16 protein-coding genes and 2 tRNA genes are annotated in these 24,064 nt (G+C 71.0%); 11 read left to right on the plus strand and 7 right to left on the minus strand.

Annotated features, from left to right (window positions below; all coding sequences use genetic code 11):
• Window positions 1-13 precede the first annotated feature (13 nt).
• On the minus strand, window positions 14-583 hold the full coding sequence (locus ACZ5IK_RS22575; protein ID WP_465489442.1) for a hypothetical protein: 570 nt from the start codon (window positions 581-583) through the stop codon (window positions 14-16).
• 487 nt (window positions 584-1,070) lie between these two features.
• On the opposite strand from ACZ5IK_RS22575, the gene ACZ5IK_RS22580 reads away from it, so the two are divergent.
• The 7 genes from ACZ5IK_RS22580 to ACZ5IK_RS22610 all read left to right on the plus strand — a co-directional run bounded on the left by ACZ5IK_RS22580 (window position 1,071) and on the right by ACZ5IK_RS22610 (window position 10,042).
• Window positions 1,071-2,294: a DUF6801 domain-containing protein gene (locus tag ACZ5IK_RS22580; protein WP_465489443.1), complete on the plus strand. Its 1,224-nt coding sequence runs from the start codon at window positions 1,071-1,073 to the stop codon at window positions 2,292-2,294.
• Window positions 2,295-2,366: 72 nt separating this feature from the next.
• Window positions 2,367-3,488: a DUF6801 domain-containing protein gene (locus tag ACZ5IK_RS22585; protein WP_465489444.1), complete on the plus strand. Its 1,122-nt coding sequence runs from the start codon at window positions 2,367-2,369 to the stop codon at window positions 3,486-3,488.
• A 259-nt stretch (window positions 3,489-3,747) separates the two neighbouring features.
• Complete coding sequence (locus ACZ5IK_RS22590; protein WP_465489445.1) at window positions 3,748-5,994, plus strand: heavy metal translocating P-type ATPase; 2,247 nt, start codon at window positions 3,748-3,750, stop codon at window positions 5,992-5,994.
• A 46-nt stretch (window positions 5,995-6,040) separates the two neighbouring features.
• Window positions 6,041-7,924 (plus strand): serine/threonine-protein kinase, encoded by a 1,884-nt coding sequence (locus tag ACZ5IK_RS22595; RefSeq protein WP_465489446.1) that lies wholly within the window; start codon window positions 6,041-6,043, stop codon window positions 7,922-7,924.
• 9 nt (window positions 7,925-7,933) lie between these two features.
• Window positions 7,934-9,772, plus strand: a complete 1,839-nt coding sequence (locus tag ACZ5IK_RS22600; protein ID WP_465489447.1) for a serine/threonine-protein kinase — start codon at window positions 7,934-7,936, stop codon at window positions 9,770-9,772.
• A gap of 88 nt (window positions 9,773-9,860) precedes the next feature.
• A tRNA-Val gene (locus ACZ5IK_RS22605) sits at window positions 9,861-9,935 on the plus strand.
• Window positions 9,936-9,970: 35 nt separating this feature from the next.
• Window positions 9,971-10,042, plus strand: a tRNA-Val gene (locus ACZ5IK_RS22610).
• A 295-nt stretch (window positions 10,043-10,337) separates the two neighbouring features.
• On the opposite strand, the gene ACZ5IK_RS22615 is transcribed toward ACZ5IK_RS22610, so the two are convergent.
• From ACZ5IK_RS22615 to ACZ5IK_RS22630, 4 genes are read right to left on the minus strand one after another with little or no spacing between them, the layout of a single operon-like run.
• Window positions 10,338-11,822, minus strand: coding sequence for an MFS transporter (locus ACZ5IK_RS22615; RefSeq protein ID WP_465489448.1), 1,485 nt, complete (start codon window positions 11,820-11,822; stop codon window positions 10,338-10,340).
• Window positions 11,819-16,021 carry a beta-ketoacyl synthase N-terminal-like domain-containing protein gene (locus ACZ5IK_RS22620; protein WP_465489449.1) on the minus strand — a complete coding sequence of 1,401 codons (4,203 nt, stop codon included), beginning with the start codon at window positions 16,019-16,021 and terminating at the stop codon, window positions 11,819-11,821. Before ACZ5IK_RS22620 ends, ACZ5IK_RS22615 begins: the two co-directional genes overlap by 4 nt.
• Window positions 16,018-17,760, minus strand: a complete 1,743-nt coding sequence (locus ACZ5IK_RS22625; RefSeq protein WP_465489450.1) for a fatty acyl-AMP ligase — start codon at window positions 17,758-17,760, stop codon at window positions 16,018-16,020. The genes ACZ5IK_RS22620 and ACZ5IK_RS22625 overlap by 4 nt, the downstream gene beginning before the upstream one ends.
• A gap of 49 nt (window positions 17,761-17,809) precedes the next feature.
• Entirely contained in the window at window positions 17,810-18,487 is a 678-nt protein-coding gene (locus ACZ5IK_RS22630; RefSeq protein ID WP_465489451.1) for a hypothetical protein, read from the minus strand.
• A gap of 445 nt (window positions 18,488-18,932) precedes the next feature.
• Here ACZ5IK_RS22630 and ACZ5IK_RS22635 point away from each other — a divergent pair, with 445 nt between their 5' ends.
• The 3 genes from ACZ5IK_RS22635 to ACZ5IK_RS22645 are packed head-to-tail and all read left to right on the plus strand — an operon-like array spanning window position 18,933 to window position 22,053.
• Entirely contained in the window at window positions 18,933-19,979 is a 1,047-nt protein-coding gene (locus ACZ5IK_RS22635; protein ID WP_465489452.1) for an alpha/beta hydrolase, read from the plus strand.
• Window positions 19,976-20,809, plus strand: a complete 834-nt coding sequence (locus tag ACZ5IK_RS22640; RefSeq protein WP_465489453.1) for an SDR family NAD(P)-dependent oxidoreductase — start codon at window positions 19,976-19,978, stop codon at window positions 20,807-20,809. The genes ACZ5IK_RS22635 and ACZ5IK_RS22640 overlap by 4 nt, the downstream gene beginning before the upstream one ends.
• Complete coding sequence (locus tag ACZ5IK_RS22645) at window positions 20,806-22,053, plus strand: glycosyltransferase (RefSeq protein WP_465489454.1); 1,248 nt, start codon at window positions 20,806-20,808, stop codon at window positions 22,051-22,053. Before ACZ5IK_RS22640 ends, ACZ5IK_RS22645 begins: the two co-directional genes overlap by 4 nt.
• Here ACZ5IK_RS22645 and ACZ5IK_RS22650 read toward each other — a convergent pair.
• Window positions 22,032-22,466 (minus strand): SRPBCC family protein, encoded by a 435-nt coding sequence (locus tag ACZ5IK_RS22650; RefSeq protein ID WP_465489455.1) that lies wholly within the window; start codon window positions 22,464-22,466, stop codon window positions 22,032-22,034. The two genes, ACZ5IK_RS22645 and ACZ5IK_RS22650, sit on opposite strands and share 22 nt — an antisense overlap.
• Window positions 22,467-22,593: 127 nt before the next feature.
• On the opposite strand from ACZ5IK_RS22650, the gene ACZ5IK_RS22655 reads away from it, so the two are divergent.
• Window positions 22,594-23,403: an LLM class flavin-dependent oxidoreductase gene (locus tag ACZ5IK_RS22655; RefSeq protein ID WP_465489456.1), complete on the plus strand. Its 810-nt coding sequence runs from the start codon at window positions 22,594-22,596 to the stop codon at window positions 23,401-23,403.
• A 9-nt stretch (window positions 23,404-23,412) separates the two neighbouring features.
• Here ACZ5IK_RS22655 and ACZ5IK_RS22660 read toward each other — a convergent pair whose 3' ends face one another.
• Window positions 23,413-23,865, minus strand: a complete 453-nt coding sequence (locus ACZ5IK_RS22660; RefSeq protein ID WP_465489457.1) for a hypothetical protein — start codon at window positions 23,863-23,865, stop codon at window positions 23,413-23,415.
• Between the last annotated feature and the right edge of the window lie 199 nt (window positions 23,866-24,064).

A 24,064-nucleotide genomic window follows, 5' to 3' on the forward strand; every position in this document is an offset into this window, starting at 1 on the left:
GTGCGGGACGGGTTCAGACGTTGCCGTAGACCTGGCGGCAGGTCGGGGATTCGGCGAAGGCGAGGTTCAGTTCCGGGTTGGCGCGCAGGTGCTTGATCGGGCCTTCCGGCTCGCTCAGCCCGCTCATCGTGGTGTCGGCTTCGGCGACCACCTTCTGCAGGCTCGCCTGGTCGGTGACCGTCGCGCCCTGCATCTTCGTGAGCGTGGCGGCCACCTTCGTCTTGGTCTCGCCGAGCGTGGTGGTGGCCTTGTCCACAGCGGACTGTCCATCCGGGACCGGCGGTACACCGGCGTTCCGGATCCCGCCAGCCATGTCGTCGAGGGCGGCGGAGAGCGAGTTCAGGAAGCCCACCATCGCGGACTTCGTCACCTGCGGATCGGCGGGGTCGAACGCGGGCGGCTGGGACAGCTTCGCCGAGCCCGTCGCGACTCCGGAGCACACCTTGTCCACCCAGGCGAGCGCGGCGGGGTCGGCGTGCCGCCCGGTGTCGGCGGGCTCGTCGGACCCGCAGGCGGTCAGCAGGACCGCCGCGGCGGTCGCTGAGACGGTGGCGAACGCGATTCGCGCTGCCGTGCGGCGCATTCTTTTCATGGTTTCCCCGTCGAATTCGGCGAAAAAGGGCCGGCCGTGGCACGAGGAGCGGGAATCCGCGGTGGTCGGCGGTGACCGGCTTGTTGAACCGCGAGGTTACTCACGAAGGATTACGTCAGGCAAGCGAGGCGGAGCCGGGAAAAGGTGATTGGCATGCGCGAGATAGTTTCGCGCCGCGTGCTTGTCACCCGCGTCAGCGGTTTCGAATCCCGTCTCAAGTGGCTCTGTACTGGGGAAACCCATGTGTCGCTACTAGGAACCGGGTGGGTGCACCGTGCCAGCGTGACAATTTACCGGCGACGCGTCAACTTTTCCGGAGAAGCCCTTGATAGCGGTGCGGGGGCGTCGTTAGTTTACTGTTCGGTTGCGATCCGTCAGACATCGTCGCTACCCGGAGAATTCTCTCGGGCCGATATTTCAGTGCTCTGGGGAATTGTACGCCGTTTCGTATCATCGTTGATACCACGGAAGGACGATCGTGAGTCACCGTAGAGGAACAAAGAAGGCGGTCGCCGCCGCCGCTGCCGGTGCCGTGGGGCTTGCCACCGCGGTACTCGTGGTCGGGGCACAGTCCAGTGTCGCCGATCCCATTTCGCTGCCTCTCAACTACCACTGCAACCTGCCGCTCGTGGGGTCGCAGTCGTTGAAGGTGGTGATCAACACCGATCTTCCGCTGTCGGTCAAGACCGGTCAGCCGACCGGCACGTTCGACATCAAGGCCGTCTCCACGATCAACGCGGACACGGTCAGCGGGCTCAACCTGATCGGTGCGACCACGCTGGACGGCCAGGCCATCGCGGCGGCGAACGTCGCGGCGCCCGGGCTCAACCTGCCGGTCAAGGTGCCCAACGACATCGCCAAGCAGAACATCCCCACCTCGGGCGAAATGACGATCAACGCGGCGGGCAAGACCCCCTCGCTGACCTTCAACCAGCCCGGCGAGGCGAAGATCACCGTGGGTGACCTGCAACTGAAGGTCACCCCGCGCAAGGCCGACGGTTCGGTCACCGGCATCACGCCGGACGGCACGATCGACGCGCCGTGCACGCAGGATCCGGGCCAGAACAACACCCTGGCGACGATCAAGATCGGTGACGGTGGTGGCACCACCACGCCCACCACCCCCACGACGCCGACCACACCCACGACCCCCACGACGCCGACCACGCCCACTACGACCACCACCCCCGGTGGCGGCGGGATCAAGTACGCGTTCGGCATCAAGGGTCAGACCGCGCTGAAGTCGCTCGGCAGCACCGCGCCGATCAACGGCGGCTTCGACGCGGACGTCGACCTGGCTTCGAAGACCTTCACCGGCGATCTGAAGCTCGACCCGTCGTCCACCCAGTTCAAGCTGTTCGGGTTCGTCGACGGTCGTTCGGACATCAAGGTCGAGCAGGTAGGCAAGCAGACCGGTGAGCTCATCGGCACCGGGTTCAAGGCGAACATCAAGTTCAACGTGTTCCTGCCGAGCGTGCAGGTCTTCGGGATTCCCATCAGCAGTGACCCGAAGTGCGGCACGGTCAGCCCGTCCACCAGCGTGATGACCACCGGTCCGGACTTCGACCTGCTCAAGGGCGGGAAGCTGTCGGGTACCTACTCGCTGTCGGCGCTGCAGAACTGCGGTCAGTTGAACGACTTCATCAGTGCGTTCGCCAAGAGCGACGGCAACACGCTCGATCTGAACCTCACCAAGAAGTAGCCAGGCAAGCCGGTCCCCGTCGCGATCCGCGGCGGGGACCGGTGCCGTCCCAGGCCGTCCAGGAAGGCGACCATGCCCCTTCGCATCAATGTCCGGATGCTGCTCGCGGCGGGCCTCATCGTCCTGCTCACCGCCGGCTGCCTGCTCTTCGTCGCCGTCCGCAGCGCGGCGGCCGGCACCCCCGTGGACAAGAAACTGTCGTTCACCTGCCCGTTCCCGCTGATCGGGCTGCAGAAGCTCGACGTGAACATCAAGGCCGACTTCGAGGTCCCGACCGCTCCCGGCGGCACGCTCAGCACCTCAGGGCTGACGATCACCGTGAACGTGCCGGACAAGGCGACGCGCGGGCTCAACCTCGTCGGCGCCGCCACCATCGAAGGCACCGCGGCGGCGGGCGTCACGCTGGTCAACGGCGACGCGAACCCCTTCCCGGTGCGCATCCCGCTGAACGTCGCCAAGACCGACCTGCCGCCGTCCGGCACCTTCAGCACGGTGGCGACGGGCTCCGTGCCGACGGTGACGCTCGCGAAGCCGGGTAAGACGACTCTGACGGTCGGCGACTTCACCACCCGCCTGACCCCGAAGAAGGCCGACGGCTCGTTCACCGGCATCGGTTCGTTCACCTCGGACTGCACGCTCGACCCCGGCCAGGACCCGGTCCTGCTCTCCTTCGACCTCGGCTCGACCCCGACCGGGCGCCAGTACACGGTCGCCGGGAAGACCGGCGTCAAGGCACTGGGCGCCACCGCGCCGCTGACCGGTGGATTCGACCTCAGCGCCACGTCGGCGACGGTCTTCACCGGCGGCCCGGCGTTCGAAAAGGCACACGCAGACTTCCGGCTGTTCGGCTTTCTGCCGGGCACGGCCGATCTGGAGTTCGTCGCGGACGGACCGCAGGGCGGCGACTTCGCCGGGACCGGCTTCGTCGCGCGGCCCCGGTTCACCACCGTCCTCCCGCTCGTCACGCTCATCGGCATGCCGGTCAGCAGCGGGCCGGGGTGCCGGACGTCGGCTCCGTCGACCGCGGAACTGCGCACCGGTGACGGTTTCACCATGGCGGCCGGCGGCGCCCTCGCCGGCACCTACTCGCTGGCGCCGCTCACCGGCTGCGGCGCGTTCACCCAGTACTTGAGCTCGTTCGTCCAGGGCGACGGCAACACGTTCGATCTCGTGCTCACGCCGCGCAAGTCCTGACTTCCTGCCTCGTGCGCCCACCCCAGCTGGTGGTGTTTCCAATGTCGCATCTGAGACGCTCAGCGACTCGAATGCGACATTGGGAACACCGACCGTCCTTACCACTCACGAGACCAGGGACCTCTGTTCTCACCACCATCGCACTAGTCGGGCCGGACGCGGGTCCGGTTCCCGGCGGCGGTAATCTGCCTCGCGACACCTCACGGGACACCTGTTCCACCACCAAGGAACCACTGGTGAATCCCTGGGAGTGCCACGAATGACGATTTCCGCGCCGGAGGCCACCGTCCGCACGGTGGAGCTGACCGTGTCGGGGATGACCTGCGCCGCCTGTTCGGCACGGGTCGAACGCACCCTGAACAAACTGGACGGTGTCCGCGCGTCGGTGAACTACGCGACCGAGCGCGCCACCGTCCAGGTGCCCGAAACGCTGGCCGACGAAGTGCTCATCGAGCGGGTCCGCAAATCCGGTTACACGGCCGAGATCCGCGGGGAAGAGGATCCGGACACCGGTTTCGCGCGGGTTCGCGATCTCCGCCGTCGGCTGGTCGTCGCCGCTCTGCTGGCGATCCCGCTGGGGAACCTCTCGATCACCCTCGCCCTGGTGCCGCGACTGCGGTTCCCCGGCTGGGAGCTGCTGTGCCTCGTCCTGGCCGTTCCGGTGGTGTTCTGGTCCGCGCTGCCGTTCCATCGCGCCACGCTGAGGAATCTCCGGCATCGTTCGTCCAGTATGGACACTCTCGTGTCGCTGGGAGTGCTCTCGTCGTTCGCGTGGTCGGCTTGGTCCGCCTTCGCGGGCGGCGCCGAACCCGGGTACTGGATCGGCTTCGGCTCGACCGCGGCCGGAGCGGACGCGATCTACCTCGACGTCGCCGCCGGGGTGACCACCTTCCTGCTGGCGGGCCGGTACTTCGAAAGCCGGTCCCGGCGCGGCGCCGCCGGGCTCCTGGCGGCGCTGGACGCCTTGGCCGCCAAGGACGTCCGGGTGCTGCGGGACGGAACCGAGCGGATGGTCCCGATCGGGGAACTCGCCGCCGGGGACCTGTTCGTGGTGAAGCCGGGGGAGTCGATCGCCGCCGACGGCGTCGTCGACAGTGGACTGTCCACTGTGGATGTCAGCGCGGTGACCGGCGAGCCGGTGCCCGCGGAGGTCGGCGCGGGGGACCGGGTCATCGGCGCTTCGGTGAACCGGGACGGCAGGCTGGTCGTCCGCGCGACCGCGGTCGGCGCGCACACGCAGCTTGCCCAGATGACGGCGCTGGCGGAGCGCGCGCAGGCCCGCAAGGCCGCCGTGCAACGCCTGGTCGACCGGATCTGCTCGGTGTTCGTCCCCGCCGTGCTCGGCGTGGCCGTGCTGACGCTCGCGGTGTGGCTGTTCAGTGGCGCGCCCGCTCGCGACGGTTTCGCGGCGGCCGTCGCCGTCCTCATCATCGCTTGCCCGTGCGCGCTCGGGCTGGCCACGCCGACCGCGCTCATGGCGGGGGTCGGCAGGGGCGCCCAGCTGGGCATTCTCATCAAGGGGCCCGACGCACTCGAGGCGAGCCGCACGGTCGACACCGTGGTGCTGGACAAGACCGGCACGGTGACCACCGGGAAGATGACGGTGACCGGATGCCGCCCCGCCTATGGTTTCGTCGCCGCGGAGGTCCTGCGGTTCGCCGGGGCCGTCGAGGCCGGCTCCGAACACGCGATCGCGGCCGCCGTCGTGACCGCGGCCAGGGCCGAACTGCCGGAACTGCCCGAGGTCGAGGGCTTCGCCGCGCTGCCGGGACTCGGCGCGCGCGGCGTGGTCGACGGCCACGAGGTCCTCGTCGGCAACCTCCGGCTGCTGACCGGTCGGCAGGTCGCCGTCCCGGCCGACGTCGTCGACGCGTTGACGGAGGCCGAGCACGAAGGCGCGACGGTGATCCTGGCCGCGGTCGACGGCCGGGTCGCCGGGCATCTGGTGATCCGGGACGTCGTGAAGCCGTCGGCGAGGGCCGCGGTCGACGCCCTGCACGCGCTCGGCCTGCGGACCGTGCTGCTGACCGGCGACAACGAAGCCGCCGCCCGCGTGGTCGCGGACGAGGTCGGCATCTCCGACGTGCGGGCCGGTGTCTTGCCCGCCGAGAAGGCCGAGGTCATCGACGAACTGCGGGCCGGGGGAGCGCGGGTCGCGATGGTCGGCGACGGGATCAACGACGGCCCGGCGCTGGCCACCGCGGATCTCGGCATGGCGATGGCGCGGGGCAGTGACATCGCGATCCGGTCGGCCGACGTCGTGCTGGTCCGCGAAGACCTGCGCGTGGTCCCCGACGCCATCCGGCTCGCCGACCGGACCCTGCGCATCATCCGGGGGAACCTGGCCTGGGCGTTCGGCTACAACGTCGCCGCCATCCCGCTGGCCGCGCTGGGACTGCTGAACCCGCTGATCGCCGGGGCGGCGATGTCGCTGTCGTCCGTGCTGGTCGTCTCCAACAGCCTTCGTCTCAAGGACTTCGGCCGGGCGGACCGACGGGCTGCGTGACACTTCCGGGTGGTTTTGTACCATCGCCCCTGACAAGGGGGCCTTCGTGAAGCCGTTGAACACCGGCGAACCCACCGGCGTGGGGCGCTACCGGGTGTTCGCCGCGCTCGGAGAAGGCGGGATGGGCCGGGTGCTGCTCGGGATCTCCTCCGACGGACGCCTGGTCGCGATCAAGCAGGTCCACCCCGGCTTCGCGCACGACCCCGGCTTCCGCGAGCGGTTCCGCCGCGAGGTCGCGACGTCGCGGCTGGTGTCCGGCGCCTACACCGCCCCGGTGATGGACGCCGATCCGCACGCGCCGACACCGTGGCTGGCCTCGGTTTTCGTGCCGGGACCGGCACTGTCCGAAGCGGTCGCCGCCGGCGGCCCGCTGCCGCCGATGGCGGTCCGGCATCTCGCCGCGGGACTCGCGCTGGCGCTCGGCGACATCCACCGCGCGGGGCTGATCCACCGCGACCTGAAACCGAGCAACGTCATCCTCGCCGGAGACGGCCCCCGGGTGATCGACTTCGGGATCGCCCGTGCCGTCGAGGGCGACTCGGAGCTCACGCACACCGGCGCGGTGATCGGCTCGCCCGGATTCATGTCGCCGGAGCAGGCCGAGGGCAAGCCGCTGACCCCGGCGAGCGACATGTTCTCGTTGGGCGCGCTCCTCGTGATGGCCGCGACCGGGACGAATCCCTTCACCGGGACGTCCACTCCGCACACCCTCTACAACGTCGTGCACGTCCAGCCCGACCTGCGGCATCTGGCTCCGGAGCTCCGTCAGATCGTCGAGCCGTGTCTGGCGAAGAACCCGGCGGACCGGCCGCCCCCGGCGTGGGTGCTGGAACGGCTGGGGCCGATCCCGCCGATGACCAGCCCGTGGCCGCCGGTGGTCTCACACCTCATCGAGACCCAGCAAGCCGAGGTCCGGCGGCTGCTGAACCCGCCTCCGCCGAAGCGATCCCGCCGCGGCCTGATCGCGGGACTCGCCGCGGCCGCCGTCGTACTGCTGGCCGGTGGCGTCATCACGGCGGTCTCGCTGTCGAAGGACGACCCGCCCCCGGCCGCCGCCGCGCCGAGTTCGCCGCAGGTGCCGGACGAACCGGTCGCCACCCCGGTCAACCAGGATCCGCTCGGACCGGACAACCTGCGGCGGGTTGACCTGTGCAAGGTCCTCAAAGGGCGCGACGTACCAGGGTTCGGCAAGCTGAGCGTGGAGATCGATCTCCAATTCGACTCGTGCACGTACACCTCGCCCGCGGGGAAGTGGCTGGAGCTGGAGGTCGGCGGCGACCTGATCGAAGGCGAAGCGGGTGGCGAGCTCGAGGGACTTCCGTTGCGGATCAAGGGCTCCGGTGACGCGTGCGCGGTCGCGGTCCCGGTCGCCGGGCTGCCGAACACCAAGCTGAGCGCCGACGTGAACTCGATGTCCACAAAGGACGAGGCATGCTCGGTGGTGAAGGCGGCCCTCACCGACGCGGTCAAACGGATCCGGGCCGGTGGCCAAGATCGCGAGCTTCCGGCGGGCACCCTCGCGCCGCTGGACCCGTGCGCGCTGGTCGGCGCCGCGACCACGGACCGGCTGATCGGCCCGGTCGTCGAAACGATCCGTGAGCACCTGCACCAATGCCGGTACGACGCGGCGGGCAGCGTCCGGCTGAGTCTCGTGCGGGCGTACCCGCCGTCCCAGACGAAGGACTCGTACTACACGGGTTCCACCACCCTGGATCTCGCCGGTACCACGGTGTACCTGGCGAAGAAGGACGACGGCGTCGCCCGTTCCTCCTGTTCGCTGACCTGGCAGCATCGGTCCGTCAGCGAGCGCGACGGGGAGAACGTCGAGCTGACCGTCGGCACCAGCGGAACGAAGATGACCGCCGACGAGGCCTGCGAGAAGGCGAAGGGCTTCGCCGGTGCGCTGCTGCAGAAACTTCCGAAACCCTAGGGTTGATCAGTGAAACCGTTGAACCCCGGCGAACCCCGGCAGGTCGGCCCGTACCGGATCATCGCCGAAATCGGTGAAGGCGGCATGGGCCGGGTCGTGCTCGGCCTGGCCCCGGACGGCAGGCTCGTCGCGGTCAAACAGCTGCACGCCCAGTTCGCGCACGATCCCCGCTTCCGTGAACGGTTCCGGCGCGAGGTCGCCACCTCGAGGCTGGTGTCCGGCGCGTACACCGCCGCGGTCATGGACGCCGACGCGGAGGCGGAAACGCCCTGGCTCGCCTCGGTCTTCGTCACCGGACCGTCCTTGAAGGAGGCGGTGGACGCCGCCGGACCGCTGCCCGCCGCGTCGGTACGCCTGCTGGCGTCCGGGCTCGCCGCCGCGCTGACCGAAATCCACCGTGCCGGGCTGATCCACCGGGACCTCAAGCCCAGCAACGTCATCCTGACGAGCGACGGGCCCAGGGTGATCGACTTCGGCATCGCGCGGGTGGCGGAGGAGGCACAGGAGCTCACCGGAACCGGCGCGATCATCGGGTCGCCCGCGTTCATGTCGCCGGAACAGGCGGGCAGCGGGCAGGTCACCGGGGCGAGTGACGTGTTCTCCCTCGGCGCGATCCTGGTCATGGCGGCGACCGGCCGCGGCCCCTTCACCGGGCCGACCGCACCGCAAACGCTGTATAACGTCGTGCACGCCGCCGCGGACCTCACCGACGTCCCGGACGAGATCCGGCGGCTCGCCGAACCGTGCCTGGCCAAGGATCCGGCGCGCCGCCCCACCCCGGAACAGATCCTGGACCACCTCGGACCCGTGCCGCCCGGCGTGGCTCCCTGGCCGCCCGCCGTGCATGCCCGAATCCAGCAGCAGGACGCCGAAGTGCGCTCGGTGCTGGCCCTGCCGCTGCCGATCTGGCGGCCGCCGCCGAAGAAGATGGCGCCGCGGACGAAGAAGCTCCTGTTCGGCGCGCTCGCCGCGGTCGTCCTGCTCGTGGTCTCCGGGATCGTCACGCTCGGCCTCTCCGTCGCCGAGTACGCGAAGCCCGAGGCGCCGGGCACGGCGTCGCTGGCGGTGAGCGAGGCGCTCAGCCCGGAACGCCTGCGCCTGGTGGATCCGTGCAAGGTGCTCGCGGGCCGGTTCGTACAGGAGTTCGGGACCCTGAAGCCGGAAACGGGTCCGATCTACCCGGCGCGCTGCAAGTACAGCGGTCTCCGCGACGCGTCTTTCGAGATCCGGATCGGCGACGGCGTGAGCAACGTCGAGCGGACGGACCGGACCGCCGAAGGGCTTCCGTTGCTGCGCAGCACGATCAGCGGCGGATGCGACTCGATCGTCCAGCTTCCGGCGGACCGGCGGCTCGGCGTCGTCGTCTCGCATCCGGGCAAGGACGGCGACCCTTGCAAGGCGGCCGACGACATGCTGACCGCCGCCCTCGCCCGGTTGCGCACGCACGAGGTCGATCACGCCGGCGATCCGGCGAGCCTGCTCCCGCTCGACCCGTGCGCGGTCGCGGATCCGGCCGTGCTCACAAAGAACGTGCCCAACACGCAGCCCGTCCCGCGGACGTTGCGGATCTGCGAGTGGCAAGGCGGCGGGGACATGCTGACCGTCGAGTTGCAGCGGGGTGCGTACGCGCCCGAGGGTTCGCCGGTCGACCTCGGCACCGGCGTCATTGGCGACATCCGGGAGTTCGGCGGCTCGAACTGCGTCGTGACCTGGCAGCACCGTCCGCTGCCGGACCGCGAGGCCGAGCACGTCGCCGTCCGCCTGCTCGCCCGGGAGGGGAGCGGGAGCCCGTGCGACCGGACGAAGGAGATCGCCGCCTCGGTCGCTTCGCGGCTGCCGAAACCCTGAGCTGCCTGCGTTTTGATCGAGAGGGGAACCCCTTTGCGGGCCCAGAAACGGGTCCGCTAAGCTAGCTCCCGTACGAACAACTGCACACGCGCGTTTAGCTCAGCGGGAGAGCGCTTCCCTGACACGGAAGAGGTCACTGGTTCAATCCCAGTATCGCGCACCAGGTTCGCTTCCCCGGCGAACCGGAGTTCGTACCACGGGCGATTAGCTCAGGGGGAGAGCGCTTCGTTCACACCGAAGAGGTCACTGGTTCGATCCCAGTATCGCCCACCGCAGTGAAGGCCCCATCCGAGTGAGGGTGGGGTCTTTTCGCGTCTCGTGAGGGCTGCGCTATCCGTTCTGGGTGTCGCGAAAGCCACTTTCGGGACATCAGACGTCGCGAAAGTGGCTTTCGCGACACCGCCCACCGCATCCAGGATCCAGTAGGTACCTCTAAGACACCCTGGCTCTAACCGTCTTTGCCACTCGAGAGACGCGCGCGACTCCTGAGGTTTATTGCGGCCTGGCACGAAAGTGGCTTTCGCAACGTTGCCAGCGGGGCTGCAAGCTCCGAGACCGATCCGTTCTAACCGCCCTTACCACTCACGAGGCCCGCCAAGACGAACAGTCCACAAGCGACTCCCGCCGACACCTGAAGCCCAGCGGTACAAGCCACCCGCGAGGCTTCGAGCAGTTCGCCGACCAACGGCGACGGAAGTGCCGAGACCGCGGCCTCGGCCTGAGCGGGTCCCGAAAGCGCGAGCTGCCGCGCCGGTTCGGGCACCCCGGCCGGAACCGCCAGGTGGGCCGCGTACACCGCCGCCGCGAGGGAGCCGAACAACGTGGTCCCGAAACCCGCGCCCAGCTCGTAGCCTGTCTTCTCCACCGCCGCGGCGCCGCCTGCCTGGTCCGCGGAGGTCGCCGAAAGCAGGGTGTCGGTGCTCGACGTGAGCGCGAACGCCATCCCCAGCCCCATTCCCGTCAGGCCGGCGCCGAGTAGCACCGGCGACGTCAGCGCGGCCGATCCCGCCACCGGGACCAGTAACGACACCGCGGTGACGGCGAACCCGGCCGTGCGGACGCGAGCGTTGCCGAAGCGGCCCAGCAGCGAGGGGGCCACCACGCTGCCGACGGCGGATGCGCCCAGCACCAGGAGCAGCCGGGTCGCCGCCGCCGTCGGGGAGAGGCCGAGCACCACCTGCAGGTATTGGGCGAACAGCAGCCCGAGCCCGACCAGCGTGCTCATCACCAGCAGGACCCCGCCCACCGCGGCGCGTACACCCGGCAGGGTGAACAGGGCGAGGTCCAGCAGCGGCGGATCGGTCCGGCGCTGACGGCGCAGGAACAGTCCGATGAGGACACAACCCGCGACGCCCGAGGCGACGGCCGTCGTCCAGGAGCCCGGATGCCCGACGGCGAAAGCGATCCCGAGGACACCGCCCGCCGCGAGGGCGGCGCTGGTCGCGTCCCACGGCCGCCGCCCCGGCGGATTCCGGGGGAGCCACCGCAGGGCAAGCACCACCGCCGCCAGGATCACCGGCGGATTCAGCAGGAACGTGGCACGCCAGCCCCACGTCTCGACGAGCACCCCGCCGAGGATCGGCCCGAACACCGAGCCGGTACCGGCGATCCCGCTGCACACCGCGATCGCGGTGCGGCGATGTCGTTGCTCCGGGAAGAGCTCCCGGAGCAACGACATCGTCACCGGCATGATCATCGCGCCGCCGCAGCCGAGGAGGGCGCGAAAAGCCAACAGCGCCGGGACGTTCGGCGCGAATGCGCACCCGAGCGACGCGATCCCGAACACGACGTACCCGGTGACCAGCACCCGCCGCCGCCCGTACCGGTCGCCGAGGGTGCCGAACGGCAGCAGCAGCGGCGCGGCGGTCAGGGGGTAGATCGCCACGATCCACACCTGCGCCGCCGCGCCCGGCCGCAGCTGCCGGACGAGGTCGGGCAACGCGACGTGCAGCACGGTCGCGTCGACCGCGACGAGGAAGAGCCCGGCGCCGAGCACCGCCAGCAGCGGCCAGGCGCGGTCGACCGCTCGCCCGGCCCGGGCCGTGGTCACAGGAGTCCCGCCAGATGCCTCGCCACGACATCGACGTGAGGCGAGTCGACCACCGACAGGTGATGCGCCTCGACCGGCACGATCTCCAGTTCGGGGCACAGCTCCGCCCAGCCGGCCGCGAGGTCCGTGCGGGAATACCTCGGTTCCATCGCCAGCCCGGCCGCGTACTGCTCGACGGCCCGGTAGAGCACGACCCGTCCGTCGTAGCGGCGGGGTGTGCCGCGTTCGGCCGCCAGCGTGTCCAAAAAGGACTGACGCTGGTGCCGGAGTACGCCGGGGCTGAGCAAACCGGCTTCGGCGACCCGCCGCATGGTCAGCTCGATCTGTTCCTCTTCGGGCAACGGCGCCAGTTCCTCGTGCCCGAGCCGGACTTCGCGGCCGTAAGTCCCCTCGACATAGCCGGTGAACCGCAGGAATCGCCGGGCGGACGACGCCTGCGGGTCGAGGTCCGGTTCCGGGAGCGGAAGCATGGTGTCGATCAGCGCGACGAACTCGACCTCCTCGCCCTCCTCGGCGAGCCGTGCGGCGACGCCGTAGGCCAGCGCCCCGCCGAAGGACCAGCCCGCCAGGCGGTACGGCCGGTCGCGACGTTGTGCACGCACCAGCGGCAGCAGGTGTTCGACGCGTTCCTCGATGCTGACACCGGGAACGCGTTCGAAGCCGACGCACGGCACCGCGGTGGGCAGCCTGTCCAGCAGCGGCCGGTACACGGTGCACGTGCTGCCGCCCGGGTGGAACAGCAGCAGCGGCGCGACGCCGGTGTCACCGGGAGCGAGGACGTGCACCGGTCCTTTCTCCTCCCTCGTGTCGAGGACGGCGCGGGCGACGTCCGCGATGGCCGCGAGGGAGTCGTGCCGCAGGAGTTCGGCGGCGTCGACGGGGGTCGCCAGTTCGGTACTGAGCCCCTCGGCGAGCAGTTCGGCCAGCCGATCGGGCGTGCCGGTCTCGGTCAGCCGGACGTGCGTGCCGCCCGGGTCGGCCCCGGCGTGCTCCTGCCAGAGACGCAGGACGAGGCGGTCCGCCGCGTCCCAAGCCCGCCCTCGGGCCGGAAGCGGCTCTTCGTCATCGCGCGGCGCGAGATCGCGGCTGAGATCGGCGAGAGTGGCACCCCGGAGCACGCTGACCGCGTCGGGTTCGGTGCCGAACTCCCGGCGGACGGCCTCCCGGATCCGGTTCGCCATCAGGGAATCCAGTCCGAGTTCCACCAGCGGGACGTCGGCGTCGATGCGCTCGGGCCGCAGGCCCATGACCGCGGCGACGATCTCGGTCAGCCGATCACCACCTCCGCCGCGCGCGGGCTCGGGTTCGGTCACCCGTGCGGCGAACGACGGCGTCTCCCCGTCGGTGGTGTACCAGTGCCGTTCGTGCCGCCACGGCATCGGCGGGACGTCGACCAGGCGGGCACCGTCGTCCGGGTCGGCGGGGGTGATCCGGGTACCCGCGCAGTAGAGCTCGGCCGCGGCGGCGCCCAGCGCGCGGACCTCGTCCTGGCCCCGCCGCAGAGTCCCGGTGACGACGGCGTCGTGGATCCCCTCGGCTTCGAGTGTCCGCGCCACCGAACCCCGCAGGATCGGATGGGGTGACACCTCGACGAACACGCGGTGCCCGTCCGCGGCGGCGGCCGCGACGGCCTGCCGGAACCGCACCGGACGGCGCAGGTGCGTGGCCCAGTACCCGGCGTCGAAGTCCGGCAGATCCCGCGGATCGGCCAGAACCGTGTCGTACCAAGGGACCGTCGGGCGACGGCCGCCCAGTTCGACGAGCGCCTCGCGGAGCGCGGGCAGGACGGGGTCGACCCGGGCGGAGTGCCCGGCGACCTCGACCGGCAGCCGTCGCGCTGTCAGCCCGGCGGCCTCGAGCTCGGCGACGAGCAGGTCGAGGACGGTCGCGTCCCCGGCCACGGTCAGCTGGCCCGGCGCGGATTCGACGGCGAGTTCGATGTCCGGGTACAGCTCCAGTTCCTCCGGCGCCAGTTCGACCGCCGCCATCGCGCCGCCAGGGCCGATGGTGCCCAGGAGCCGGGCACGGGTCGCGACCAGGTGGACGGCCTCGTCAGGGGTGAGCACACCGCTCACCACGGCGGCGGCCGCGGAGCCCAGCGAGTGCCCGATCACGGCCGAAGGCCGGACCCCGAGCGCCTCCCACTGGGCGGCCAGCGCGATCTGGACCCCGAAGATGGCCGTCTGGGTTCCGGGGAGGGACAAGGGACTTTCGGCGGTGAGCAAGGCGCGCAGCGATCGGCCGGTGTGCTCGGTGAACAGGTCGTGGAGCTTGTCGACCTGTGCGGCGAAGGCGGGCTCGGCGGCTAGGAGCCCGCGGCCCATCCCCGGCCATTGGGAGCCGTGACCGGAGAACACGAACACCGGCCCGTCGGTGGTCCGGGTGCTGCCCGCTACCGCGCCCGCGGGCAGCGGATCGGCACCGGTGCCGACGGCGCGCAGCAGAACCGTGAGCTCGGCGGTGTCCCCGGCGACGACGGCGGCACGGTGCGGTCCGCCGTTGTCACGCCGGAACAGCGTGTGGGTGACGTCGGCGAGGGAAGGCGACGGCGTGGCCGAGGACTCCAGCCAGTTCGCCAGCTGCGTCGCGCGTTCGGTGAGGCGGTCGCGGGTGCGGGCGGAGAGCAGCCCGAGCCGGACGTCCGCCCGTTCCGGTGCCGGCTCCAGCGCGGCGGCCTGTTCGAGGACGACGTGCGCGTTGGTCCCACCGAACCCGAACGCGGACACCCCCGCCGTGGCGCGGCCGGAACGGCGTGGCCACGGCGTCGGTTCGGTCACCACCTTCAAGCGCAGGTCGTCGAACGGGATGTGCGGGTTGGGTGCGGCGAAGTGCAGCTGAGGCGGCAGTTCGTCGTGGGTCATCGCGAGGACGACCTTGATCAGCCCGGCGATCCCCGCGGCCGCCTCCGCGTGCGCGATGTTCGTCTTCACCGAGCCGATCAGCAGGGGGGCTTCGGCGGGCCGGTCCTTGCCGAGAACGGCGCCGAGCGAACGGGCCTCGATCGGGTCACCGAGCAAGGTGCCGGTGCCGTGCGCCTCGACGTAGTCCACAGTGGACGGATCGAGCCGGGCGCCGTGGTACGCCGTGCGCAGCATGTCCTGCTGGGCGATCGGGTTCGGCGCCGCCAGTCCTTGCGACCGGCCGTCGGAGTTGACCGCGGTGGAGCGGATCACCGCCAGCACCCGGTCGCCGTCGTACTCGGCGTCCGCCAGCCGTTTGAGCACGACGACGCCGCAGCCTTCGGCGCGCGCGATGCCGTCGGCGTCCGCGGCGAACGTCTTGCAGCGGCCGTCGTCCGCGAGGAGACCGGCCGCGGCGAACGCGGCCGTCGGCCCCGGCAGGAGCATGAGGTTCACCCCGCCCGCCAAGGCGAGATCCGCCTCGCCGTCGCGCAGCGCTCGCACCGCGTGGTGCACCGCGACCAGCGAAGACGAGCAGGCGGTGTCCACCGCCATGCTCGGCCCGCGCAGGTCGTAGACGTAGGACAGCCGGTTGGCCGAGATGCTCCCGGCCGCGCCGGTGGCCGTCCACAGGTCCACCCCGCCGCCCGCCATCGTGAGGTGGCCGTAGTCGTGGGTGGAGATCCCGGTGAACACGCCGGTCCGGCTGCCGCGCAAGGAGGCCGGGGCGATCCCGGCGTGTTCCAGCGCGGCCCAGGCGACCTCCAGGAGCATCCGCTGCTGTGGGTCCATTGTGGACGCCTCACGCGGGGTGATGCCGAAGTGGTCGGCGTCGAAACCGGCGACGTCGTCGAGGAAACCGCCGACGACCGGTGCGGCGTCGGCGGTCCATCGGCCCGGCGGCGCGGTCCGGACGGCGTCCCGCCCGCTGCGCAGCAGCTCCCAGAACTCGTCGAGTCCGTTCGCTCCCGGCCAGCGGCAGCCGAGGCCGACGACGGCGATCGGATCGGTCCGTCGGCGGTCCGTTCCCGTCGGCTCCGGTTCCGGTTCGGTGCCGCCGGTGAGGGAGCGGGCGAGGTGGTCGATGGTCGGGCTCTCCCACAGCAGGGTGGCCGGGAGCGGGGTGCCGAGCAGGTCTTCGAGCTCCGCCGCGATGCCGACGGCCTGACGGGAGGACAGGCCGTAGTCGCTGAGCGGGCGGTCGGCTTCGAGCCGGGCCGGGTCCACGCCGGTGTGCTCGGCGACGGTGCCGAGGAGCCAGCGGCGCAGGGCGGGGGTGTCGAGCGTCGGGTTTCTCATCGCGCCAGGGCCTTTCCGTAGTCGCCGGCGAGGTAGCGGTCGCGGCACGCGCTGCGCGCGATCTTGCCGCTGGAGGTGCGCGGGACCAGGCCCGCCGGGACGAGCACGACGTCGCGCAGCGAAAGGCCGTGCGCGTCGGAAACGAGCCGCCGGATCGACGCGGCGAGGGCCCGCTCGTCGTCCGTGGTCAGCGCGGTGTGGCCGCGGTGTTCGGCGACGACGACCGCGGCTTCGGTGTCGGTGCCTGCGACGGCGAACGAGGCGACGCTGCCAGGGCGGATGTCGCGGTCGGCCGAGGCCGCCGTCGCTTCGACGTCCTGCGGGTAGTGGTTGCGGCCGTCGACGATCAGCAGGTCCTTGATGCGGCCCGCGATGTAGACCTCGCCGTCGTACCGGACGCCGAGGTCCCCGGTCCGGAGCCAGGGTCCCTCCGGGAGCCCGCCGAGTTCGCCGGTCAGCCGGGCGCCGAAGGTTTCGGTGCTTTCCAAGGGTTTCTGCCAGTAGCCGGTGCCGACGTTGGGACCGTGGACCCAGATCTCGCCGACCGAACCGTCTTCGAGCGCGACGCCGGTTTCCGGGTCGACCAGCGCGACGTGCTGGCCGACCGGGACACCGCAGGCGACCAGCCGTAGCCCGTCGTCCGCCTGCCGTGCCGTACCCGTTCCGAGGTCGGCGCGGTCGAACGTGGTGACGCGCGGGGGAGTTCCGGGGCCGGTGGTGACGAAGACGGTCGCCTCGGCGAGGCCGTAGGAGGGCCGGGTTTTGTCCGGCGTGTACCCGGAGTCGGCGAAGGCGGCGTGGAACCGGTCGAGTACGTCGGGGTTGATCGGCTCCGCGCCGTTGACGATCGCGGCGACGCGGTCGAGGCGCAGCTTGGCACGGTCCTCTTCGCGCACCCTGCTCGCGGAGTAGTGGAACGCGAAGTTCGGCGCCGCGCTCCAGCTTCCGTTGTGGTCGCCCAGCAGTTCCAGCCAGCGCACCGGCCGTTCGATGAAGGCCAGCGGATCCATCAGCACCGACCGCATGCCCATCGCCAGCGGGGTGATCAGGCCGAGCACGAGACCCATGTCGTGGAACAGCGGCAGCCACGACACGGTGGTCCCCGTCGGTTCGATGCCGAGCCCGTGCACCGCCTGGCGCACGTTGGCCAGCACGTTCGCGTGGGTCAGCACGACGCCCGCCGGGCTGCGGGTGGAGCCGGAGGTGTACTGCAGGTACGCCACGTCGTCCGGTGTCGCGTCCGGGGCGGGCCACGCGCGGACCGGGCCTTCGGCGGGCCGGTCGGCCGCGATGACGGCGACCTCGTCACCGCCGGGGAGACCGGCGAGGAACTCGCGGACCGCGTCCTCGGCCGCGGCGGTGGTGACGACCGCGGTGGGGGAGCAGTCGGTCAGCACCGCGGCGAGGCGTCCGGCGTGCCCGGGCAACCCGGGGTCGAACAGCGGCACGGCGATCGCGCCCGCCGTGATCGCGCCGAGGAAGGCGACGACGTACTCGGCGCTCTGCGGGCACAGCACGGCCACCCGGTCGCCGGGCCGGACGGGCAGCGCGCCAGCGACGGCGTCGACGCGCTCCTGGAGTTGCCGCCAGGTCAGGGTCTTCCGCCGCCCGGCGCGATCGGTCGCGAAGTCGGCGAAGGTCAGCGCGGGCCGGTCGCCGTCGGCGTCCGCCCAATGCCGGAGGCAGGCGGGGAGGGTGGTGCCGGCCGTGGCGGGCAGGTTTTCGGGGGCCAGGGACATGGCGTCTCCTCGGGGTTCGGCCGGGGGTTCGGCGGGGTCGGTGCGGGGTTCAGCGGCCGAGCGGTCCGGCGGCGTGCTGCCAGGCGGCGACGGCGAGGGCGTCGAGATCGAGGCCGGTGGTCCCGGCGTCACGAAGCACGACCAGTACGTCGTCGGCGGCGATGGCGACGGTGCGCAGACGCAGTCCCGGCAGCTCGGGGGGCTGACCGGGAAGCGTCAGGAGTTGTTGGTAGGAAAGGGTTTTCGCGCCCGCGACGGCGGGCGCGGGCTGGACGGTGACGGTCGACACCGCGGTACCGGCCGCGTCGTCGACCGTCACCTGGGAGCACCGCGCGGCCTGCGCGGCCCAGGCCGTCAGGTCGGGCGGGTTCGCCGTGCGTGCGACGAGCTCGGACACCTGACCGCCGGGCACGGCGGACTGGAAGCCCTGGCCGGTGGCTCCGGTGCCGATCAGCCTGCCGTGGACGACGTCCTCGCAGCCGCCGACGTCGATCCGGCTCTCCTCACGGTCCGGCGTGGACAGTGCCGCGGCCAGGTCGAAGCCGTCGCGCGCGGACGCGTGCGGGACGGTCTCCGGCGGGAGCAGGGCGGCGGACGGAACGGCGGGAGAGGGCGAAACGACGGGAGAGGGCGGTGCCGCGGCCGCCTGAATCGATTCTCCGGGTACGCCGGAAATAGTGGCCAACGCGGCGGCCGTGACGACGAGCGCACGAATTCGGGCAGTCATGAATAGCCCTTTCGGAAGGGTCCTGACGGGGTCGTGGTCCCTTCGGTGGGACACAGCGCGGGGGTTGCGTCAGTGGACGCCGAACCCGGGCGGCACGACGAAGGCTACGACGGGAAATCGAATACCGGAAGGTATCAAGAGAACGTAAATGTCCTTCGTGTACTAGGTGTGACCTGCGGCTTCCGACGTTTTCGCAGGTGTGCGAGCCAGTCTGGTACCCCCGTGCCACTGTTGCTCACTGTCCGTGAGTGACGGGTCACCCTGATGGGGGAGGTGGGGGCATTTCTTGTTTCCCTGGCATTCACATTGTCCTCCCGCATTTTGGGCAGGACAATTGCCTGGAGGGGGTTCTTCCGCTTAACGTGTCGGCACTCCGGATTTCTTTTGCGGGTAATCGCCGTCACATTTTCGGATTCGATCGAACGACCGGGACAAAGGATTACGTATGCGCAATACTTCGAGGCGGCTGCGCGCCGTCGCGCTGCTGACGGCCGTGACGTGCTTGCTGCCCGGCGCCGCCCTCGCCCCGGCGAGGGCCGAGAACGGTGTCCCGGACGCCCGCGCCGACGACGGCTCGCACGTCGTCGCCCAGACCACTGTGGACGGTGACCCGCGGATGCTGGACCTCACCGTGCGCTCGGTCGGCGTCGGGAGCTACGCGATGGTCCGGCTGATCCTGCCGTCGCGATGGGACGCCGAACCGGAGAAGAAGTGGCCGGCGGTGTACCTGCTCGCCGGGGAGACGCGGCTGCAGGACTATCGCGGCTGGACCGCCAACACCGACATCCGGAAGCTCGCCGACGACTCCGGCGCCCTGGTGGTGATGCCGGGTTCTGGTTCCGCGGGGTTCTTTTCCGACTGGTGGAATCACGGCAAGGACGTCGTGCTCAATCAGTGGGAGACGTTCACCGCGGTCGAGATCCCGCAGCTGATCGACCGCGCCTATCGCGGGGACGGGCGGCGGGTGGCGGCCGGGCTCTCGCTCGGCGGCTACGGCGCGGTGGAACTCGCCGCCCGGCGGCCGGGCGTCTTCCGGTTCGCCGGGTCGTTCAGCGGCAATCTCAACCCCACCGGTCCGTACGGCGAGCTGCTGACCAGCGCGATCGTCGCCTCGGCCAGGCAGGACCCCGAAGCGCTCTGGGGTGACCGGCGGCGCGAGGCGTCCCGCTGGGATGCCCACGATCCGCTGGTGAACGCCGACCGCCTGCGCGGCACCGAGCTGTACCTGTCGACGGGCAACGGCCTGCCGGGGCCGTTCGACGGCAAACTCCCGATCGACGTGCTGCCCGGCGCGATGCTGCTCGAATTCCTGTGCTCCGGCCAGACCACCGCGATGGCGGACCGGCTGAACCGGCTCGGCGTCCCGGTGATGACCGACTTCTACGGACCGGGCACGCACCATTGGGCGTACTGGCAGGACCAGCTGCACAAGACCTGGCCCCGGATGCTGCGCGCGCTCGCCGCGCCGGTGAAGGCGGGGGAGGCGTCGTGACCCGTCCGTCCTTTGTGGTCACCGGGGCTTCGAGCGGGATCGGCCGCGCCTGCGTGACCGAACTCGTCCGGCGGGGTGCCCACGTCTGGGCCAGTGTGCGCAGCGACGCGGACGAAACGGAGCTCGCCCGCGCCTACGGGGAAGCGGTCACCGTGCTGCGGATGGATCTCCGGGACGCGGCGTCGATCGCGGCGTGCGGGGAGAAGGTCGCGGCCGCGGGACCGTTGCGGGGACTGGTGAACAACGCCGGGATGGCCCGGCCCGGTCCGCTGGAACACGTCCCGCTCGAGGACTTCCGGCAGCAGCTGGAGGTCAACGTCACCGGGCAGCTCGCCGTCACGCAGGCGATGTTGCCCGCGCTGCGGGCCGCGCCCGCCGCCAGGGTGGTGACGGTCGGGTCGATGGGCGGGCGGATCGCCGGACCGATGGTCGGGCCCTATCACACGTCGAAGTTCGCCTTGGTCGGCTTGACCGACAGCTTGCGCGCCGAACTGGCCCCGTCCGGGATCGGGGTCGTCCTCGTCGAGCCCGGCGCGGTCGCCACCTCGATCTGGCCCCGCGCCCGCGCCGCCGCCGAGGAGGTGCGGGCGGCTCTGCCGGAAGCCGCGCGGGAAAGGTATGCGGCACAACTGGACGAAGCCGAACGGAGCGCGGAACGGTCCGCGCGGGCCGGCGTGCCGCCCGAACGCGCGGCACGGGTCGTGGTCCACGCGCTGACCGCTCGCCGTCCCGCGCCGCGGTACCTGGTCGGCCGGGACGCGCGTGTGGCGGCGGCGCTGGCGAATCTGCCCTTCCGACTCCGCTACCGGTTGACGGCGGCGAAACGGTGACCCGGCTGGTGGTGATCGTCGCGCCCGGTTCGCGGGGCGACGTCCAGCCGTGTATCGCCTTGGGGCGCGGTCTCGACGGTGATCGGGTGCGAGTGCTGGCGGCCGAGCGGTTCCGAGAGCTGGTGACCGGACACGGGCTGGAGTTCGCGCCGCTCTCGGCCGATCCCAGTGAAGTCCTCGGCTCGGACGGCGGGCGTGAATGGACCGAGGGCGGGCGCAATCCCGCGACGTTCCTGCGCGGACTGCGAGGTGCGCTGGCGCCGGTGCTGGAACGCCTGCTCGCGGATGTCCACAAAGGAGCGTCCGACGCGGACCTCGTCCTCGCCCCGACGCTGGGGTTCCTCGGCGCGCATCTGGGTGCCTCGCTCGGCGTCCCCGATGTCGAACTGCACTACCAGCCCAGCGTGCCGACCCGGGTGTTCGCGCATCCGCTGCTGCCGTGGGCGGGCAGGCTCGGGCCTTGCGGGCGGCAGCTGAGCTTCCGCGCCGTCGATACCGTCGCCTGGCAGGTGTTGCGGCCCGAGGTGGACCTTTGGCGCGGCCGGTCGCTCGGGCTGCCCCCGGCGGGCCGGCGCGGACCCCGGCGGAAGGAAACCCCGGTGCTGTGCGGGTTTTCCGACGCCGTGGTGCCCCGGCCGAAGGATTGGCCCGCCAGGGTCCACGTCACCGGGTACTGGTTCCTCGACACCCCCGCCGGATGGCGGCCGGACCCGCGCCTGCGTGACTTCCTCGCTTCGGGGCCACCTCCGGTCTACGTCGGCTTCGGCAGCATGCGGCCGTCGGAGGCGGAGCGGACGCTCGCCGCCGTCCGCACGGCGCTGCGCCGGGTCGGGCTGCGGGGGCTTCTCGGCACCGATGCCGGGTCCGACGACGATGATCTGCTGACGGTGCAGGACGTCCCGCACGCGTGGCTCTTCCCGCGGACCGCCGCCGTGGTGCATCACGGCGGCGCGGGCACGACCGCCGCGGCGCTGCGGGCGGGCGTCCCGGCGCTGGTCTGCCCGGTCTTCTCCGACCAGCCCTACTGGGGTGACCGGGTGTCGCGGCTCGGCGCCGGACCACGGCCGCTGCCGTTACGGGAGCTCACCGCGGACGCCTTGACCTCGCGTCTGCTGGAGCTGTCCGGCAATCTGCTGTTCCGTCGCGGGGCGCAGTACGTCGGCGCGCGGCTGCGTGAGGAGGACGGGGTGGCGCGGGCTCGTGAGGTGCTGCGGGAAGTGCGTCAGCGCGGCTCATCGAGATGAGCGATGAGCCGGCCGAAGCAGGACTGCCAGCCGTCGACGTGTTCGTCGCGTTCCACCACCGTCTCGAAGATCGCCTGGTGGAACGTCATCTCGGTTTTGCCGCCGCGTTCGGCGAGGAGGATCGTGACAAGGGTGTCGTGACCCCGCGCGCCTGCCGGTTCCTCCCAGGCGAAGCTGAAGACGAGCCGCTCCGGCGGCACGATCTCGTGGTAGACGCCCGAGGCCCACAAATCGGTCTCGCCGTCGCTGACGCAGATCCGCCATCGGCCGCCCTCGGTGAGGTTGACCGTGCAGGACTCGGCGGTGAACCCGGCAGGGCCCCACCAGTGGGCGAGATGATCCGGATCGGTCCACACCCGGAAGGCGAGCTCGCGGGGCGCGTCGAGGAGGCGGGTGATCGTCAGGTCGGCCATCGTTCTCTCTCGGGTTATTCAACCGTTGGGTTGATCAACGTGATGGTTGAACTCTAGTGCGACGTTTGATCGTGTCAAGCCGCCAAAGACCCCCCACGGTCGTCCCATCCCTCGTACGGTCGGCAGAATGAATCTGCGCTCAGCACTCTGGCTGCCGATCTTCGACGAGCTGGCCGACCCGGTGATCGTCGCGCGCCTCGCCGCCGAGGCCGAAGAAGCGGGCTGGCACGGCCTGTTCGTCTGGGACCACATCCGCTGGCGGGAGCCGGTGCGCGCCATCGCCGACCCGTGGATCACGCTCGCCGCCGTCGCGTCCGCCACCGAGAACCTCGTCTTCGGGCCGATGGTCACGCCGCTCGCGCGCCGCCGCCCGGTCAAGCTCGCCCGCGAGACAGCCACTTTGGACCGGTTGAGCGGCGGGAGGCTGATCCTCGGCGCGGGCCTCGGCAGCGACCGGTTCGGCGGGGAATTCTCGAAGACCGGCGACCAGGTGGACGATCGCGAGCGCGGCGAGATGCTGGACGAGTCGCTCGAGATCCTCACCGCGGCCTGGTCCGGGGAACCCGTGCGGCATCACGGAAAGCACTACACGGTCGACGACATCACGTTCCTGCCGCGACCCGAGCGGCCGGTCCCCGTGTGGCTGGCGGGTTTTCCCGGCAAGGTGAAGCCGATGCGCCGGGCCGCGCGGTACGACGGGTTCTTCCCGGTGAACCTGCCGGACGCGGACGAGTTCGCCGAGGCGGTCGAGACGATCACGGCGCTGCGTGAGGACGACAAGGCGCCTTACGACTTCGCGATCGGCGTCCCGGCGGGCACGGATCTCGCGCCCTACGTGAAAGCGGGCGCGACCTGGTGGATGGCCGAGTTCCCGTGGGACGACCTGTCCGTCGACGCGGTGCGGGGTGTGCTGCGGGACGGCCCGGCCCAGGCATAGGGCATCGGGTCAGGCCCGCTTGCGGCTCGCGATCTCGTCGAAGAGCCGCCGCACCTGGGCGGGGTCCGCGTCCCGGGCAAGGGCGACGTAGTGGTCCATGACGGCTGGCCGGTAACGCACGGGCAACTTCTGTCCTGGGGCGAGTCGGGTGAGCTCGGTGATCGTGAGGTCTTCGTCCGCGATACCGCGGAACGAGATGCCGCCGGCGGTCTCCACGTCGAACATCAGGACCACGCGTGGACTGCCGTCGCTGCCGACCTCCCGCCAGTCGACGAGAACACCGAGCGCCAGCGGCCCCGCACGCAGTTCCGCGTTGCGCTTCCGTGCGGCACCGCTCAGGAGCGGGTTCGGGGCGACGCCCGGGAAGTCGGGCCCGACGCCGAGCGATTCCCGGCTCAGGTCGGGCCTGAGCTGCTCCATCAGATCGTCGAGTTTGAGCTTCTTTTTCTTCGAACCGAACATCCTGACCCCCTCGCTCACCGCGATCGTACGTCGCGGACGGGCCGGCTGAAGGGGCCTTTACCCGCATGTGACGAGGTGAAGGGCGCCTTCCTGGCATGTCATGCGGGGAAAGCGTCCTTCAGCCCCGTCTTTAACATCTCTTTACCAAGTGGCATACTGAACCGACGAGGGGAGTACTTCCCAAGAGCCTGCCCGGTCA

The organism is Amycolatopsis sp. NPDC031561 (assembly GCF_055580625.1).